The sequence below is a fragment of the Streptomyces sp. NPDC047002 genome, assembly GCF_040704505.1.
Taxonomy (GTDB): Bacteria; Actinomycetota; Actinomycetes; order Streptomycetales; family Streptomycetaceae; genus Streptomyces.
The window spans coordinates 67,578-81,985 of the sequence record NZ_JBEYWC010000005.1 but is presented as its reverse complement, the minus strand read 5'-3'; the positions used below and the strand labels follow the sequence as shown (position 1 = coordinate 81,985).

The following is a 14,408-nucleotide window of genomic DNA, read 5'->3' as shown; positions in this document are numbered from 1 at the left end:
GTCCGATCCTCTGCCATCGACAGCTGTCACGCATCCGTGGCCCCGATCTCAGACAGTTGTCCGAACCGGTGCGAGAATGGCCGGTATGAGGGGCGTGCGGGCGTGAAGGGCGGCTACCAGGAGCTGGTGGACGAGATCTCCGCGCTGGCCGGCGTGCCCGCCACCCTGGAGAACCGCGACTTCGGCCTGATCGCCTTCGGCGCCCACGACAGCGAGGACGACCTGGCGATGGACCCGGTCAGGACCCGCTCGATCCTCACCAGGAAGTCGTCCCCCACGGTGCGCGCCTGGTTCGAGGCGTTCGGCATCACCCGGGCCGCGGGTCCCGTCCGCATCCCCGCCTCGCCGGACGCGGGCGTCTTCCGCGGCCGGATCTGCCTGCCGGTGCGCCACCGCGGGATGGTGCTCGGCTACGTGTGGCTGCTCGACGACTCGGCAGCGGGCCCGGCCCCCGCCCGGCTGGACGCGGCCATGGAGGTGACGGCGCGGATCGGCGACCTGCTCGCCGAGGACGTCAAGGCCGACGCGGACCTGGCGCGCGAGCTGCGCGCGGTGCTCACCGCGGCGCACGGCTGGGAGCGCGACATGGCGCTGGCCGCGCTGCGCACGGCCGTAGGACCGAGCGCGGACGGCCTGCACGTGGTGGCGGGCGTCGTGCCGTGGGGCGGCGAGGAGCCGCCGGTGCGCGCGGTGCCTGGCACCGCGGCCCTGTGCACGCTGGCCGCACCCGAGCCTGACGGCCGCCCCGCGGGGGTGCCTGCGCCCGAGGCGGAGCCGGTGCGCGCGGTGTCCGCGCTCGCCCTGCTCGTACGGCTCAGGTCGGCGGACGGGCTGCCCGCGGTGCGCACGGCGCTCGACCGGCTGCGCGCGGCGGCGCCCCCGGCGGGCGGCGCCGGGCCGACGGCGGGCGTGGCGGCGCCGCGGCGCGGCCTCGCCGAGCTGCCCGAGGCGTGGCACGAGGCGGTCGGTGCCGCGCGGGCCGCCGTGGCGCGGCCGGGGCTCGGGCCGGTCGCCGAGTGGACGGGCATCGGCGCCTACCGGCTGCTGACGCGGCTGCCGCAGGCCCCCGACCCGGCCGTCGCGCCGCTGCTCGGCCCTGCCCACAGGGACCTGGCCCGCACGGCGGAGTCGTTCCTCGACCACGCGGGCCGGGCGGGCCGCACGGCCGCCGCGCTCGGCATCCACCGGCAGACCCTGTACTACCGGCTCTCCCGGATCGAGCACCTCACCGGGCTCGACCTCGCGGACGGCGAGGACCGGCTGCTGCTGCACATGGCGCTGAAGTCGGCGCGGCTGCGGCCCGGCCCGGGCGGCGCGGCGTGACCGGCGGCCCGGGCCGCCCCGGAGCGGCCGCGGTGGTCCGCCTGGTCACCCATGCCGAGCGGGACGCCGCGGGCACCGGCGCGCGGCGGCTCTCGGTGTCGGCGCGGCTGGTGGCCGTGCTCGCCGACGGCCGCAGCGTGGCGCTGCTGGACGACCGCGGCTGGAGTGCGTCGGGTCCGGTGGGCACCGGGGCGCGGCCTGGGGCCGACGAGGTCGAGCGGGACGCCCGTACGGTGGTCGGGCCGGACGAGCCGTTCTGCGGCAGGACGCGCGCGCGGAGGGCGGCCGGCCACTGGGCCTTTCTCGGCGGGTCCCGGCGCGCGACGGCGTGGCGGTGGACGCCGCGGGGCCGGCGCGGCCGCCGCACGACGTGGTGCTGGGCGAGCGCCTGCGGGCGCGGGTCGGCTGAGACCGGCGCGGCGGGCCGCGCGGCAGGCGTCATACTCGGTCTGCGGCGCGGCGGCCACGGTGGCCGTGCGCAGGGGCTGCGGGGAGGGTGCGGTGGCGGCGGCAGGGGCGCGGCGTCGGAGGGTGACGATCCACGACGTCGCCCGGTCGGCGGGGGTGTCCCGGCAGACGGTGTCGCGGGCGCTCAACGACAAGGGCGAGATCCAGGGGGCGACCAAGCAGCGGGTCCTGGACGCGGCGCGTGAACTCGGCTACCAGCCGAGCCGGTTCGCGCGCGGACTGGTGCGGCAGGACACGGTGACGATCGGGCTCGTCATCCCCGACCTGCTCAACCCGTTCTTCACCGAGGTCGCCGCGGCGGCCCTGGAGGCGGCCGGCCTGCGGGGCTGGCACGTGGTGGTCCACGACACCTCGGACGACCCGGACAAGGAGCGCGCCACCCTGCGGGTGATCGGCTCCCAGGTCGACGCGGTGATCGGGTACTTCAGCAGCTCCGAGGAGGAGATCGACCGGGGCACGCGCGGGGTGCCGGTGGTGCTGGTGGGGCGGGAGCACAGGTCGCCCAGGTTCTCCTCGATCCGCATCGACGGCGCGGACGGCATCGGCGCGGCCGTGGGCCACCTGGTGGCGCGCGGCCACCGGCGTATCGGCATGCTCGACCACGCGGGGCGCCCCGAACCCTCCGACCGGCGCGCCTGGTTCGCCGCCGCGGCGGCCGCGCACGGGGTGGCGGCCGACGCGGTGGCGGGCGCGCGCCAGTCCGTGGAGGGCGGCGAGGCCGCGCTGCCCCGGCTGCTCGCGGCGCACCCGGACGTCACGGCGGTCCTGACCTTCAACGACGTGATCGCGGTGGGCGCTCTGCGGGCGGCCCGCCGCCTCGGCATGCGGGTGCCGGGCGACCTCGCGGTGGTCGGCTTCGACGGGCTGCGCCTCGGCGACCTGGTCGAACCCGCCCTGACCACGGTCGCGCTCGACATCGGCAGGCTCGGCGCCCTCGCCGTCGACGAGGCGGCCCGTCTCCTCTCGGCCCCCGAGCACCCGGTCCCCGGGGCCGCCCTGGAGGTCCACGGCACGCTCCTGCCCCGCGCCTCGGCCTGACCCTCCGGCCCCGCGCCCGTACGCCGCACCTCCGGGGTGCCGGACCCCGAACGGGCCCGCGCCGCGGCGTGGTTGTCGCCGCCGGACGCGCGGCGCGGGCCCGGGGGCCGGGGTTGTCCGTTCCCTTGACACCGCCGATACCCGCACGCACACTTCCGGACATTCCCGTGAACGTTCACGTGAGCGCTCATGAGGCTTCCGGAGGGCTCCGATGACGCTGACTCGACGCAGGCTGCTGACCGGCGCTGCGGCACTCGGCCCCCTCGCACAGACGCTGCAGGTGGCGCTCGCGCAGCTCAACGGCGCCTACGTGACGGACTACAGCGTCGTCATGGCGGGCACGCTGGTCGCGATCGTGCCGCTGGTCGTCGTCTTCCTCATCGGCGCCCGGCACTTCGTCGGCAACATCGCCGCCGGCGCGCTCAAGGGCTGAAAGGAAGCCATGCTCCCCTCCGTACCGTCCCGGCACGCCCCGTACCTGGAGGACCCGGCCCCCGGCAGCGGCGCGTTGCCGCCGCGCGCCGCCTTCGCCTCGGACGCGCCCCGGCTCAGCCTGGACGGGACGTGGCGCTTCCGCCTCTCCCCCTCGCCCGCTGCGGCGCCGGACGGCGTGGAGCGCGACGGCTTCGACGTGTCGCAAGCCGCGGGCTGGTCGGACCTGCCGGTCCCCGCGCACTGGCAGCTGCACGGCCACGGCGCGCCCGCCTACACCAACATCGACTACCCGTTCCCCGTCGACCCGCCGCGGGTGCCGTCGAAGAACCCGACGGGCGACTACCGGCTGGAGTTCGACCTGCCGCACGGGTGGCCTGAAGGCCCTGCCGTGCTGCGCTTCGACGGCGTCGACTCGTGCGGCCTCGTCCGGCTGAACGGCACGGAGCTCGGCGTGACGAAGGGCAGCAGGCTCCCCTCGGAGTTCGCGGTCGGCCCGCTGCTGCGGGCGCGCGGCAACGTGCTCGCCGTGCGGGTGCACCAGTGGTCGGCCGCCTCCTACCTGGAGGACCAGGACATGTGGTGGCTGTCTGGGATCTTCCGCTCCGTCGCCCTCCTCGCGCCCCGCCGACGGCGTGCGGGACGTCGAGGTGCGGGCCGGGTACGACCACACGACGGGCGCCGGCACGCTGTGCGTGCGCGCCGAGGGCGGGCGCGTCCTGGTCGACGTGCCGGAGCTCGGCGTCAGCGGCCTGCCCGCGGGCGAGGCCCTCGAACTGCCGGGCGTCGAGCCGTGGAGCGCGGAGCGCCCGAGGCTGTACGAGGGGACGGCGTACACCGGCGCCGAGCGGGTGCCGCTGCGGATCGGCTTCCGGACGGTGGCGATCGAGGACGGGGTGCTCAAGGCCAACGGGCGCCGGATCGTGTTCCGGGGCGTGAACCGGCACGAGTTCCACCCCGCGCACGGGCGCGCGCTGCCGTACGCGAGTGCCGTCGCCGACGTGGAGCTGATGAAGCGCCACAACGTCAACGCCGTGCGCACCAGCCACTACCCGCCCGACCCGGCCTTCCTCGACCTGTGCGACCGCTACGGCCTGTGGGTGGTCGACGAGTGCGACCTGGAGACCCACGGCTTCGAGCGGCTGGACTGGGCGGGCAACCCCGGCGGCGACGCGCGGTGGGCCGACGCCGTGCTCGACCGGATGCGCCGCACCGTCGAGCGGGACAAGAACCACCCCTCGGTGGTGCTGTGGTCGCTCGGCAACGAGGCGCACACCGGCCCCAACCTGGCGGCCGCCGCCGACTGGACGCACCGGCGCGACCCGTCGCGACCCGTGCACTACGAGGGCGACCGCGCGTGCGCGTACGTCGACGTCCACAGCAGGATGTACGCCTCACACGAGGAGGTCGACCGCATCGGGCGCGGCGACCCGGCCGAGCTCGACCACCCGCGCCAGCGCGAACTGCCCTTCATTCTCTGCGAGTTCGCGCACGCCATGGGCAACGGCGCGGGCGGGCTGCTGGAGTACCGGGAGCTGTTCGAGCGCCACCCGCGCTGCCAGGGCGGCTTCCTGTGGGAGTGGATCGACCACGGCATCGCCCGCAGGGACACCGCGGGACGCCCGTACTTCGCCTACGGCGGCGACTTCGGCGAGGACATCCACGACGGCAACTTCGTGATCGACGGCGCCGTCTTCCCCGACCGCACCCCCTCCCCCGCGCTGAGAGAGTTCGCGAAGGTCTTCGAGCCGGTGCGGATCGGCGCCGCCGCCGACGGGACGCTCACGGTGGCCAATCTGTACGACACGGTCGCGCTGGACCATCTCGCCTTCACCTGGACGCTGGAGGAGGAGGGCGTGCCGGTCGCCTCGGGCCCCCTCGACGTGGGGCACGTACCGCCGGGCGGCACCGCGCGGGTGGCGCGGCCCGCGCTGCCGCCCCTCGCCGGCGAGAGCTGGCTGACGGTACGCGCCGCGCTCGCGGCGGACGCGCCCTGGGCGCCCGCGGGCCACGAGGTGGCCTGGGGGCAGGTGCGCGTGCGCCCGCGCGCGGCCCGGGCGCCGCTGCCGCCTGCCGCGGCGCCCGTGGCCCGCGCCGGGGGGCTGATCGCGCTCGGACCCGGGCGCTTCGACGCGGCGACCGGGCTGCTCGTGGAGTTGGGCGGCCACCCCGTCGAGGGGCCGCTGCTCGACCTGTGGCGCGCGCCCACGGACAACGACAGGGGCTCGCAGGACCCGGAGGCGGCGCGGTGGCGCGGTGCCGGTCTGCACCGGCTGCACCACAGACTGGACGCGGTCGAGCAGGCCGCGGGGGCCGAGGGGCCCGCGCTGCTGGTGCGCACGCGGGTGGCGCCCCCGGCGCGCGGCTTCGGCATGCGCGCCCTGTACCGGTGGAGCGCACACGCCGGGGCGCTGCGGCTGCGGGTGGACCTGGCGCCCGAGGGCACCTGGCCGTGCACCGTGCCGAGGCTCGGCCTGCGGATGGCGCTGCCCGGCGCGTTCGACACGGCCGAGTGGTTCGGCGGCGGCCCCGGCGAGGCGTACGCGGACAGCAGGCAGGCGGCGCGCACCGGCCGCCACGCCGCGGGCGTCGACGCGCTCCAGACCCCGTACGTGCGGCCGCAGGAGAACGGCAACCGGGTGGACGCCCGGTGGCTCACGCTGACCGCGCGGGACGGCACGGGGGTGCGGATCGAGGGCGACCCGGTCTTCGACTTCACCGCGCGCCGCTGGCGCACCGAGGACCTGGAGGCGGCGGCCCACACCACGGACCTGGCGCCAGGGCCCCTGATCCACCTCAACCTGGACCTGGCGCAGCACGGCCTCGGCTCCGCGGCCTGCGGCCCCGGCGTGCTTCCCGCGCACCGCCTGTACGCGCGCCCCGCAGCCCTCACCCTGACGTTCGCACCGCTCTGCGCGTGACGGGCGGGCCGGGACCGCACAGGCGGGACTTCTGGGCCGGCGGGGGCGTGGCCTAACCTCCCGACCATGGACAATGACGCAGCAGAGGTGTGGATCCCGTACAGGGCGGACGAGATCGCGGGGCTGCCCGGCGGCCTCACCTACCGGTTCTGGGACGGCGGCGAGGAGTACCCCGGCGACCCGGCGCGGTGCGCCTTCTACACGGTGCCCTATCTGAAGGGGCCCGAGGTCGCGCGGCGGCCGCTGGCCGCGATGAGCTCGCTCCGGGTCGTGCAGACGCTCTCCGCGGGCGTCGACCACGTGCTGCCGGGGCTCGCCGCGGTGCCCCGCGGGGTGGCGCTGTGCAACGCCAAGGGGGTGCACGAGGCGAGCACCGCCGAGCTCGCGCTGACGCTGACCCTCGCCTCGCTGCGGAACATACCGGGATTCGTGCGGGCGCAGGAGCGCGAGGAGTGGCTCTCCGGGTTCTTCCCCGCGCTCGCCGACCGGTCGGTGCTCATCGTCGGCTACGGGTCGATCGGCTCCGCCATCGAGGACCGGCTCGCGGCGTTCGAGTGCGCGCGGGTCGCGCGCGTCGCGCGCTCCGCGCGCACCACCGCGCGCGGGCCCATTCATACGCTTTCCGATCTGCCGGATCTGCTCCCCGACGCCGATGTGGTGATCCTCTCCACGCCGTTGACGGACGCGACCCGGGGGCTCGTCGGCACCGACTTCCTCGCGCGCATGAAGGACGGCGCGCTGCTCGTCAACGTCGCGCGCGGCGCAGTCGTCGACACGAAGGCCCTGCTCGCCGAGGTGACGGCGGGCCGGCTCACCGCGGCGCTCGACGTCACGGACCCGGAGCCGCTGCCCGCGGGACACCCCCTCTGGCACGCGCCGGGCGTCCTCGTGAGCCCCCATGTCGGAGGCTCCACCTCCGCGTTCGAACCCCGGGCCAAAAGGCTCCTCTCGGCACAACTGACCCGGCTCGCCGGGGGTGAAGCACTCCATAACGTGGTAATGACCACAGAGTGAGCCCGTCACGGAGCGCCCCTCCGTGACCACGCTGCGCAGCCGCCCCGGACGCGGTGCCACGTCACCCGAGACCGTCACGGAGAGTAGAGATACTATGTCGCTGAGTGACGGCTCTGGTGTATCGTCCCGATCTGGGGGCTGCGTCGCGTGTGGGGCGGCGTCGGGAGCGACCAGAATCCGAGGGGGGCGACGGGCGATGCACGGCCGATGGACCGACAGGACCGACCAACCGAAAGCGACATGTCCCGGAGCGGGCCGATGAGCGCCGAGGGAGCCCTCGTCGGCCGCCGCCGGGCCGGCGGCAGCGGCGGGCTGCTCGCGCAGCTCGCGCTCGCGCTGGTCTGCGCCGGCTATGCGGCGGGCGCTGCGACGGGCTGGGGCTCGCAGGAAGTCTCGGTCTTCATGGGCGACTTCGGGCTCAGTCTGGCCGCGCTGATCGCGGCGGTCTCCTGCTTCGTGTACGCGCGCGGCAAGGGCCGCAGCTTCCGTTCCGCCTGGCTGCTGTTCTCGCTGTCGTCGTTCATGGCGGCGGGCGGCAACGCCATATGGGGGTGGTACGAGGTGGTGCTGCGCGAGCCCGTGCCCGCGCCCTCCCTCGCCGACCTGTTCTTCCTCTGCTTCGCGCCCCCGGCCATCGTCGGCCTCCTCGTCCTCGCCAAGCGCCCCGCGACCAAGGCCGGCTGGGTCTGCCTCGGCCTCGACGCCTGGCTGATCGGCGGCTCGCTGCTGACGCTCTCCTGGAGCCTGGCGCTCGCCCACACGGCGCGGGTCGACGGCCCGAGCGTCCCGCAGGCCGCCCTCGCGCTGGCCTACCCGCTGCTGGACATCGTGCTGGTGAGCATGGTGCTCGCGCTGCATTTCCGGCACACGGCGAGTCGTACCGCGGTCAACACCGCGATCAGCGCACTCGCGTTGACGGTCCTGTGCGACGGCCTGTTCACCTCGCCGCTGCTGCGCGCCGAGTACCGCTCGGGCCAGTTGCTCGACGCGGGCTGGTTCGCGGGATCCCTGCTTCTCGCGTACGCGCCCTGGGGCGTGCGGCACCTGCCGGAGGTCAGGCAGCGCCCCGCGGCGCGCCGGCGCAGCGGCGTCGCGGGCGTGCTCGCCGCCCTCACGCCGTATCTGTCGGCGGCGGTCTGCACGCTCGGCATCCTGTACACGGCCGTGGAGGGCCACCAGGTCGACCGGGTGGTGATCCTCACCGGCTGCACGGTGGTGCTCGCGCTCGTGGTGCGGCAGGGCATCATGCTCGTCGACCATGTGGCGCTCACCCAGGAACTGGCCCAGAAGGAGAACCACTTCCGCTCCCTGGTCCAGGGGTCGAGCGACGTCATCATGATCGCCGCGCCGTCCGGCGTGCTGCGGTACGTGAGCCCCGCGGCCTCCGGCGTGTACGGCCGCGGCGCCGAGGAGCTCGAAGGCGTGGAGCTCGCCTCCCTGATCCACCCCGCCGACCTCGGCAAGGTCGTCCACGAGGTGCGCCGCTTCCTCGCCTCCCCGCCCGCGCGGGAGCCCAGCGCCCGCGTCGAGTACCGCTTCAGGTCGGGCACCGGCGGCTGGCTCAACGTGGAGTCGACGGTCAACCGCCACGAGGACGGGCTGATCTTCAACAGCCGCGATGTCACCGAACGCGTGCGCCTGCAGGCCCAGTTGCAGCACAACGCGGAGCACGACCCGCTGACGGACCTGCCCAACAGAGCGCTGTTCACCCGCCGGGTGGGCCAGGCGCTCGCCGGGCGGCGCGCCGGGGACGCGGGCACGGCGGTCCTCTTCATCGACCTCGACGGCTTCAAGGGCGTCAACGACCGCCTCGGCCACCAGGTCGGCGACGAGCTGCTGATCCACGCGGCCCGGCGCCTCCAGGCCTCGGTGCGCGCGGGCGACACGGCGGCGCGCCTCGGCGGCGACGAGTTCGCCGCCCTCGTGCTGACCGGCGAGGGCGGGGGCGCGGACGGCGCATCGCGGGCCGACCGGGAGCGCACGGTCGGGGAGATCGCGGACCGGCTGCGGCTGACCCTGTCGGAGCCGTACCGCATCGAGGGGCACGACGTGCGGGTGGCCGCCTCGATCGGGATCGCCTTCGCCGAGCCCGGCGCGGACCCGGCCGACCTGATGCGCAACGCCGACCTCGCCATGTACCGCGCGAAGGCCGCGGGCAAGAACCGTGTCGAGCTGTACGCGCCCCAGCTGCGCTCCGACGCGGTGCGCAGCGCGGAGCTGACCGGCCGGGTGCGCACCGCGCTGCACGAGGGCCAGTTCGCCCTGCTGCACCAGCCCGTGGTGGACCTCGCGACGGGCCGCATCTGCGGGGTGACCGCGCAGCCGCGCTGGCGGGCGCCGCAGGGCCTGCTGTTCACGCCGGCCGAGTTCCTGCGCATCGCCGACGACCACGACCACGGCAGGGCCGCCGAGTTCGGGCATCGGCTGCTCGACGACGCGGTGCGGCGGGCCGCCGAGCGCCTCAGGGCGACGGGGCACGAAGCACCCGTCGTCGTACGGCTACCCGCGCGGCGCCTGCTGGACCGGCCGCCGCGGCTCGACTCGGTCGAGGCGCTGCTGACCCGGCACGGCCTGCCCTCCGGGTCGCTGACGATCGAGCTGGCGGACGCCGACCACGGCGTGGACCCCGAGGAGCTCGAGCGGCGGCTGCGGGCGCTGCGCCGCCTCGGCGTGCGGATCGCGCTCGACGGCTTCGGCAGCGGCTTCTCCGCCATCCACGCCTTACGCAGCCTGCCGCTCGACGCGCTCAAGCTCGACCGGGGCCTGGTCGAGGGCATCGCGGAGTCGCCGCGGCTCCACCGCATCACCGCGGGGCTGCTGCGGATCGCCGGCGACCTCGGCATGCAGTCCGTCGCGGACGGCGTGGACCGGCCCGACCAGATACTGGCGCTGCGGGCCCTCGGCTGCACGCACGGCCAGGGCGCCGCGTTCTCCGGGCCGCTGGACGAGCACCGGCTGCGCCGGGCCCTCGGCCGCGGCGCGTATCCGCTGCCCTCCTCCGAGGAGGCGGACGGCGCGGTCCTGGTGCCTGGCGGTGCCGGACGGCCGGTCGCGCGGGCCGCGGGAAGCGGGCCGCACGGCGCGGGCGGCGCCCAGGGCGGCCAGGGGCTGCCGGCGTCCGCGGGAGAGCCGGTGCAGGGCCGCAGGAGCGCCGGCGGCCCGCCCGCGGTCCTCGGGCCCGCGGGCGCGGTCGCGCTGCCGTCGGGCGTCGGCGGCGCCCCCGCGGGGCCCGGCCCCTCCGGGGTGCCGGGGGCCGTCGGGGTGTGCGGGCCAAGTGCCCCCGAGGGGGCGGTCCGTGGACTGTTCGGCGCGTCGCTCTCGGCGCTCGGCGCGGGGCCGCTCCGCGGTGACCGCCCCGGCTTCCCGTCCGCCCGCTCGAATGGTGAGACGTCCGTCCCACCCACTTGACAGGCAGGGCGCGCCGGGAGGATGGTCAGAGCCATGCGCACCCGAATTCTCGTACTTGGACAGCGCGTCGGCTGAAGCAGAGCCCGTACACCGGCTCCGCGGACCCTCACCGACGCGCTCCCCTCGCTTGCCCTACGGCACGGGGGGTTTTTTGTTGCACCGGCACCCTCAACGACCCTCGCGAAGTCCCGCGAAACCCCAGCCCTGAGAAGAGAAGCCGATGACCGAGCAGGCCACCGGGGCCCACCATCCGCAGCCGCGGCCCCGCAGCGGCGCAGCGCCGTCCGCCCCCGTCGAACACGTCACGGGCGCCCAGTCCCTGATCCGCTCGCTTGAGGAGGTGGGGGCCGACACGGTGTTCGGCATCCCCGGTGGTGCGATCCTCCCGGCGTACGACCCGATGATGGACTCGACTCGCGTGCGCCACGTGCTCGTCCGCCACGAGCAGGGCGCGGGCCACGCCGCGGTGGGCTACGCGCAGGCCACGGGCAAGGTCGGGGTGTGCATGGCGACGTCGGGGCCCGGTGCGACCAACCTGGTCACGCCGATCGCCGACGCACACATGGACTCGGTGCCGATCGTCGCCATCACCGGCCAGGTCGCCTCGAAGGCGATCGGCACGGACGCCTTCCAGGAGGCGGACATCGTCGGCATCACGATGCCGGTCACCAAGCACAACTTCCTGGTGAAGGACGCGAAGGACATCCCGCGCACCATCGCGGAGGCCTTCCACATCGCGGGCACCGGCCGTCCAGGACCTGTCCTCGTGGACATCGCCAAGGACGCGCTCCAGTCGCAGACGGCCTTCTCCTGGCCGCCGGTGCTCGACCTGCCGGGCTACCGCCCGGTGACCAAGCCGCACGCGAAGCAGATCAGGGAGGCGGCGAAGCTGATCGTCCGGGCGAAGCGCCCGGTGCTGTACGTGGGCGGCGGCGTCGTCAAGTCCGGGGCCACGGCGGAGCTGAGGGTGCTCGCCGAGCTGACGAAGGCGCCCGTCACCACGACGCTGATGGCGCTGGGCGCCTTCCCCGACAGCCACCCGCAGCACGTGGGCATGCCGGGCATGCACGGGGCCGTCACGGCGGTGACCGCGCTGCAGAAGGCCGACCTGATCGTGGCGCTGGGGGCCAGGTTCGACGACCGGGTCACCGGCAAGCTGGACAGCTTCGCGCCGCACGCGAAGATCGTGCACGCCGACATCGACCCGGCGGAGATCGGCAAGAACCGCGAGGCCGACGTGCCGATCGTGGGGGACGCCCGCGAGGTGCTCGCCGACCTGGTGCAGGCGGTGCAGGCGGAGCACGCGGCGGGCACGCTGGGCGAGGCGGCGAGCACCGGCTACCAGGCATGGTGGAAGGACCTGGACCGCTGGCAGCAGACGTACCCGCTCGGCTACGACCAGCCGGAGGACGGCTCGCTCTCCCCGCAGCAGGTCATCCAGCGCATCGGGCAGCTGGCCCCCGAGGGCACGGTGTACGCGGCGGGCGTCGGCCAGCACCAGATGTGGGCGGCGCACTTCATCGACTACGAGAAGCCCGCGACCTGGCTGAACTCGGGCGGCGCCGGGACGATGGGGTACGCGGTGCCGGCCGCGATGGGCGCGAAGGCCGGGCGGCCGGACCGCACGGTCTGGGCGATCGACGGCGACGGCTGCTTCCAGATGACCAACCAGGAGCTCACCACCTGCGCGCTCAACAACATCCCGATCAAGGTCGCCATCATCAACAACGGCGTCCTCGGGATGGTGCACCAGTGGCAGAACCTCTTCTACAACCAGCGCTACTCGCACACCACCCTGCGCGACGACAGCGACGGCGCGAGCCGGCCGAGCAGCGGCACGCGCGTGCCGGACTTCGTGAAGCTGTCCGAGGCCATGGGGTGCGTGGGGATCCGCTGCGAGTCGCCCGACGAGCTGGACGCGGTGATCGCGAAGGCCAACGCCATCAACGACCGCCCCGTGGTGGTCGACTTCATCGTCCACGAGGACGCGATGGTGTGGCCGATGGTCGCCGCCGGGACGTCGAACGACGAGATCATGGCCGCCCTCGGCGTCCGCCCCGACTTCGGTGACGTGTCCGACGACTGAACCGACCGACCCGACAGCCGCGACCGAGAGACCCAGAGAGACTCCCATGTCCACGAAGCACACGCTCTCCGTCCTGGTCGAGAACACGCCCGGCATCCTCGCGAGGATCGCCGCGCTGTTCTCCCGCCGGGGCTTCAACATCGACTCGCTCGCGGTCGGTGTCACCGAACACCCCGACATCTCCCGCATCACGATCGTGGTGAATGTCGAGGACCTGCCCCTGGAGCAGGTGACGAAGCAGCTCAACAAGCTGGTGAACGTCCTGAAGATCGTCGAACTCGAGCCGGGCGCTGCGATCCAGCGCGAGCTCGTGCTGGTGAAGGTCCGCGCCGACAACGAGACCCGCAGCCAGATCGTCGAGATCGTCCAGCTGTTCCGCGCCAAGACCGTGGACGTCTCCCCCGAGGCCGTCACCATCGAGGCGACCGGCTCCAGCGAGAAGCTGGGCGCCATGCTCAAGATGCTGGAGCAGTACGGGATCAAGGAGCTCGTGCAGTCCGGCACGATCGCCATAGGGCGCGGCGCGCGGTCCATCACGGACCGCAGCCTGCGCGCCCTCGAGCGCAGCGCCTGAGCCCCCTGGCTCTCGCGCGCTCACCCCTGCCGGACCGCATCGCGAGACCGGCAGTCCGCCTCCGGCGCCCCCGCCGTACGGTGGGACGCACCACCAGCACCACTGTCAACAAGGAGAAGAATCCGTGGCCGAGCTGTTCTACGACGACGACGCCGACCTGTCCATCATCCAGAACCGCAAGGTCGCGGTCATCGGCTACGGCAGCCAGGGCCACGCCCACGCGCTGTCGCTGCGCGACTCCGGTGTGGATGTCCGGGTCGGCCTGCACGAGGGCTCCAAGTCCAGGGCGAAGGCCGAGGAGCAGGGGCTGCGCGTGGTCACGCCCGCCGAGGCCGCGGCCGAGGCCGACGTCATCATGATCCTGGTGCCCGACCCGATCCAGGCGCAGGTCTACGAGGAGTCCGTCAAGGACAACCTCAAGGACGGCGACGCCCTGTTCTTCGGCCACGGCCTGAACATCCGCTACGACTTCATCAAGCCGCCGGCCAACGTCGACGTGTGCATGGTCGCGCCGAAGGGCCCCGGCCACCTGGTCCGCCGCCAGTACGAGGAGGGCCGCGGCGTCCCGTGCATCGTGGCGGTCGAGCAGGACCCCACGGGCAAGGGCCTCGAACTGGCGCTGGCCTACGCGAAGGGCATCGGCGGCACCCGCGCGGGCGTCATCAAGACGACCTTCACCGAGGAGACGGAGACCGACCTCTTCGGCGAGCAGGCCGTGCTGTGCGGCGGCACCTCGGCGCTGGTGAAGGCGGGCTTCGAGACGCTGGTCGAGGCCGGCTACCAGCCGGAGATCGCGTACTTCGAGTGCCTGCACGAGCTGAAGCTGATCGTGGACCTCATGTACGAGGGCGGCCTGGAGAAGATGCGCTGGTCGGTCTCCGAGACCGCCGAGTGGGGCGACTACGTCTCGGGCCCGCGGATCATCAACGACCAGACCAAGGCCGAGATGAAGAAGATCCTGGGCGAGATCCAGGACGGCTCGTTCGCCAAGACCTGGATGGACGAGTACCACGGCGGTCTGAAGAAGTACAACGCGTACAAGAAGGCCGACGCCGACAGCCTCCTCGCGACCACGGGCGCCGAGCTGCGCAAGCTGATGAGCTGGGTCGACGACTCCGAGGGCTGAGCCGGAGCAGGGGCCCCG

At 74.3% G+C, this 14,408-nt stretch carries 7 protein-coding genes and 2 pseudogenes; all 9 read left to right on the top strand.

Annotation, left to right across the window (positions count from 1 at the left end; genetic code table 11):
• The first annotated feature begins 102 nt into the window (after nucleotides 1-102).
• A complete protein-coding gene (locus AB0910_RS07300; RefSeq protein ID WP_366743547.1) occupies nucleotides 103-1,323 on the top strand; it encodes a helix-turn-helix domain-containing protein in 1,221 nt (406 codons plus the stop codon).
• A gap of 531 nt (nucleotides 1,324-1,854) precedes the next feature.
• Nucleotides 1,855-2,829, top strand: a complete 975-nt coding sequence (locus tag AB0910_RS07295; protein ID WP_366743546.1) for a LacI family DNA-binding transcriptional regulator — start codon at nucleotides 1,855-1,857, stop codon at nucleotides 2,827-2,829.
• A 211-nt stretch (nucleotides 2,830-3,040) separates the two neighbouring features.
• Nucleotides 3,041-3,262: a hypothetical protein gene (locus AB0910_RS07290; protein ID WP_366743545.1), complete on the top strand. Its 222-nt coding sequence runs from the start codon at nucleotides 3,041-3,043 to the stop codon at nucleotides 3,260-3,262.
• 9 nt (nucleotides 3,263-3,271) lie between these two features.
• Nucleotides 3,272-6,182, top strand: a pseudogene (locus AB0910_RS07285) (glycoside hydrolase family 2 TIM barrel-domain containing protein).
• Between the two features lie 66 nt (nucleotides 6,183-6,248).
• Entirely contained in the window at nucleotides 6,249-7,196 is a 948-nt protein-coding gene (locus AB0910_RS07280) for a 2-hydroxyacid dehydrogenase (protein WP_366743544.1), read from the top strand.
• A gap of 258 nt (nucleotides 7,197-7,454) precedes the next feature.
• Complete coding sequence (locus AB0910_RS07275; protein WP_366743543.1) at nucleotides 7,455-10,604, top strand: EAL domain-containing protein; 3,150 nt, start codon at nucleotides 7,455-7,457, stop codon at nucleotides 10,602-10,604.
• A 220-nt stretch (nucleotides 10,605-10,824) separates the two neighbouring features.
• Nucleotides 10,825-12,690 (top strand): acetolactate synthase large subunit, encoded by a 1,866-nt coding sequence (locus AB0910_RS07270; protein ID WP_366743542.1) that lies wholly within the window; start codon nucleotides 10,825-10,827, stop codon nucleotides 12,688-12,690.
• A gap of 46 nt (nucleotides 12,691-12,736) precedes the next feature.
• Nucleotides 12,737-13,264, top strand: a complete 528-nt coding sequence (gene ilvN / locus AB0910_RS07265) for an acetolactate synthase small subunit (RefSeq protein WP_345643155.1) — start codon at nucleotides 12,737-12,739, stop codon at nucleotides 13,262-13,264.
• A gap of 121 nt (nucleotides 13,265-13,385) precedes the next feature.
• Nucleotides 13,386-14,390: pseudogene (gene ilvC, locus AB0910_RS07260) on the top strand (ketol-acid reductoisomerase); the annotation flags it as partial.
• Nucleotides 14,391-14,408 lie beyond the last annotated feature (18 nt).

Excerpts from the sequence above, each read along its gene's own strand:
- AB0910_RS07290 (WP_366743545.1), top strand. The coding sequence starts at position 3,041 with ATGACGCTGACTCGACGCAGGCTGCTGACCGGCGCTGCGGCACTCGGC.
- AB0910_RS07280 (WP_366743544.1), top strand. The coding sequence starts at position 6,249 with ATGGACAATGACGCAGCAGAGGTGTGGATCCCGTACAGGGCGGACGAG.
- AB0910_RS07275 (WP_366743543.1), top strand. The coding sequence starts at position 7,455 with ATGAGCGCCGAGGGAGCCCTCGTCGGCCGCCGCCGGGCCGGCGGCAGC.
- AB0910_RS07270 (WP_366743542.1), top strand. The coding sequence starts at position 10,825 with ATGACCGAGCAGGCCACCGGGGCCCACCATCCGCAGCCGCGGCCCCGC.
- ilvN (WP_345643155.1), top strand. The coding sequence starts at position 12,737 with ATGTCCACGAAGCACACGCTCTCCGTCCTGGTCGAGAACACGCCCGGC.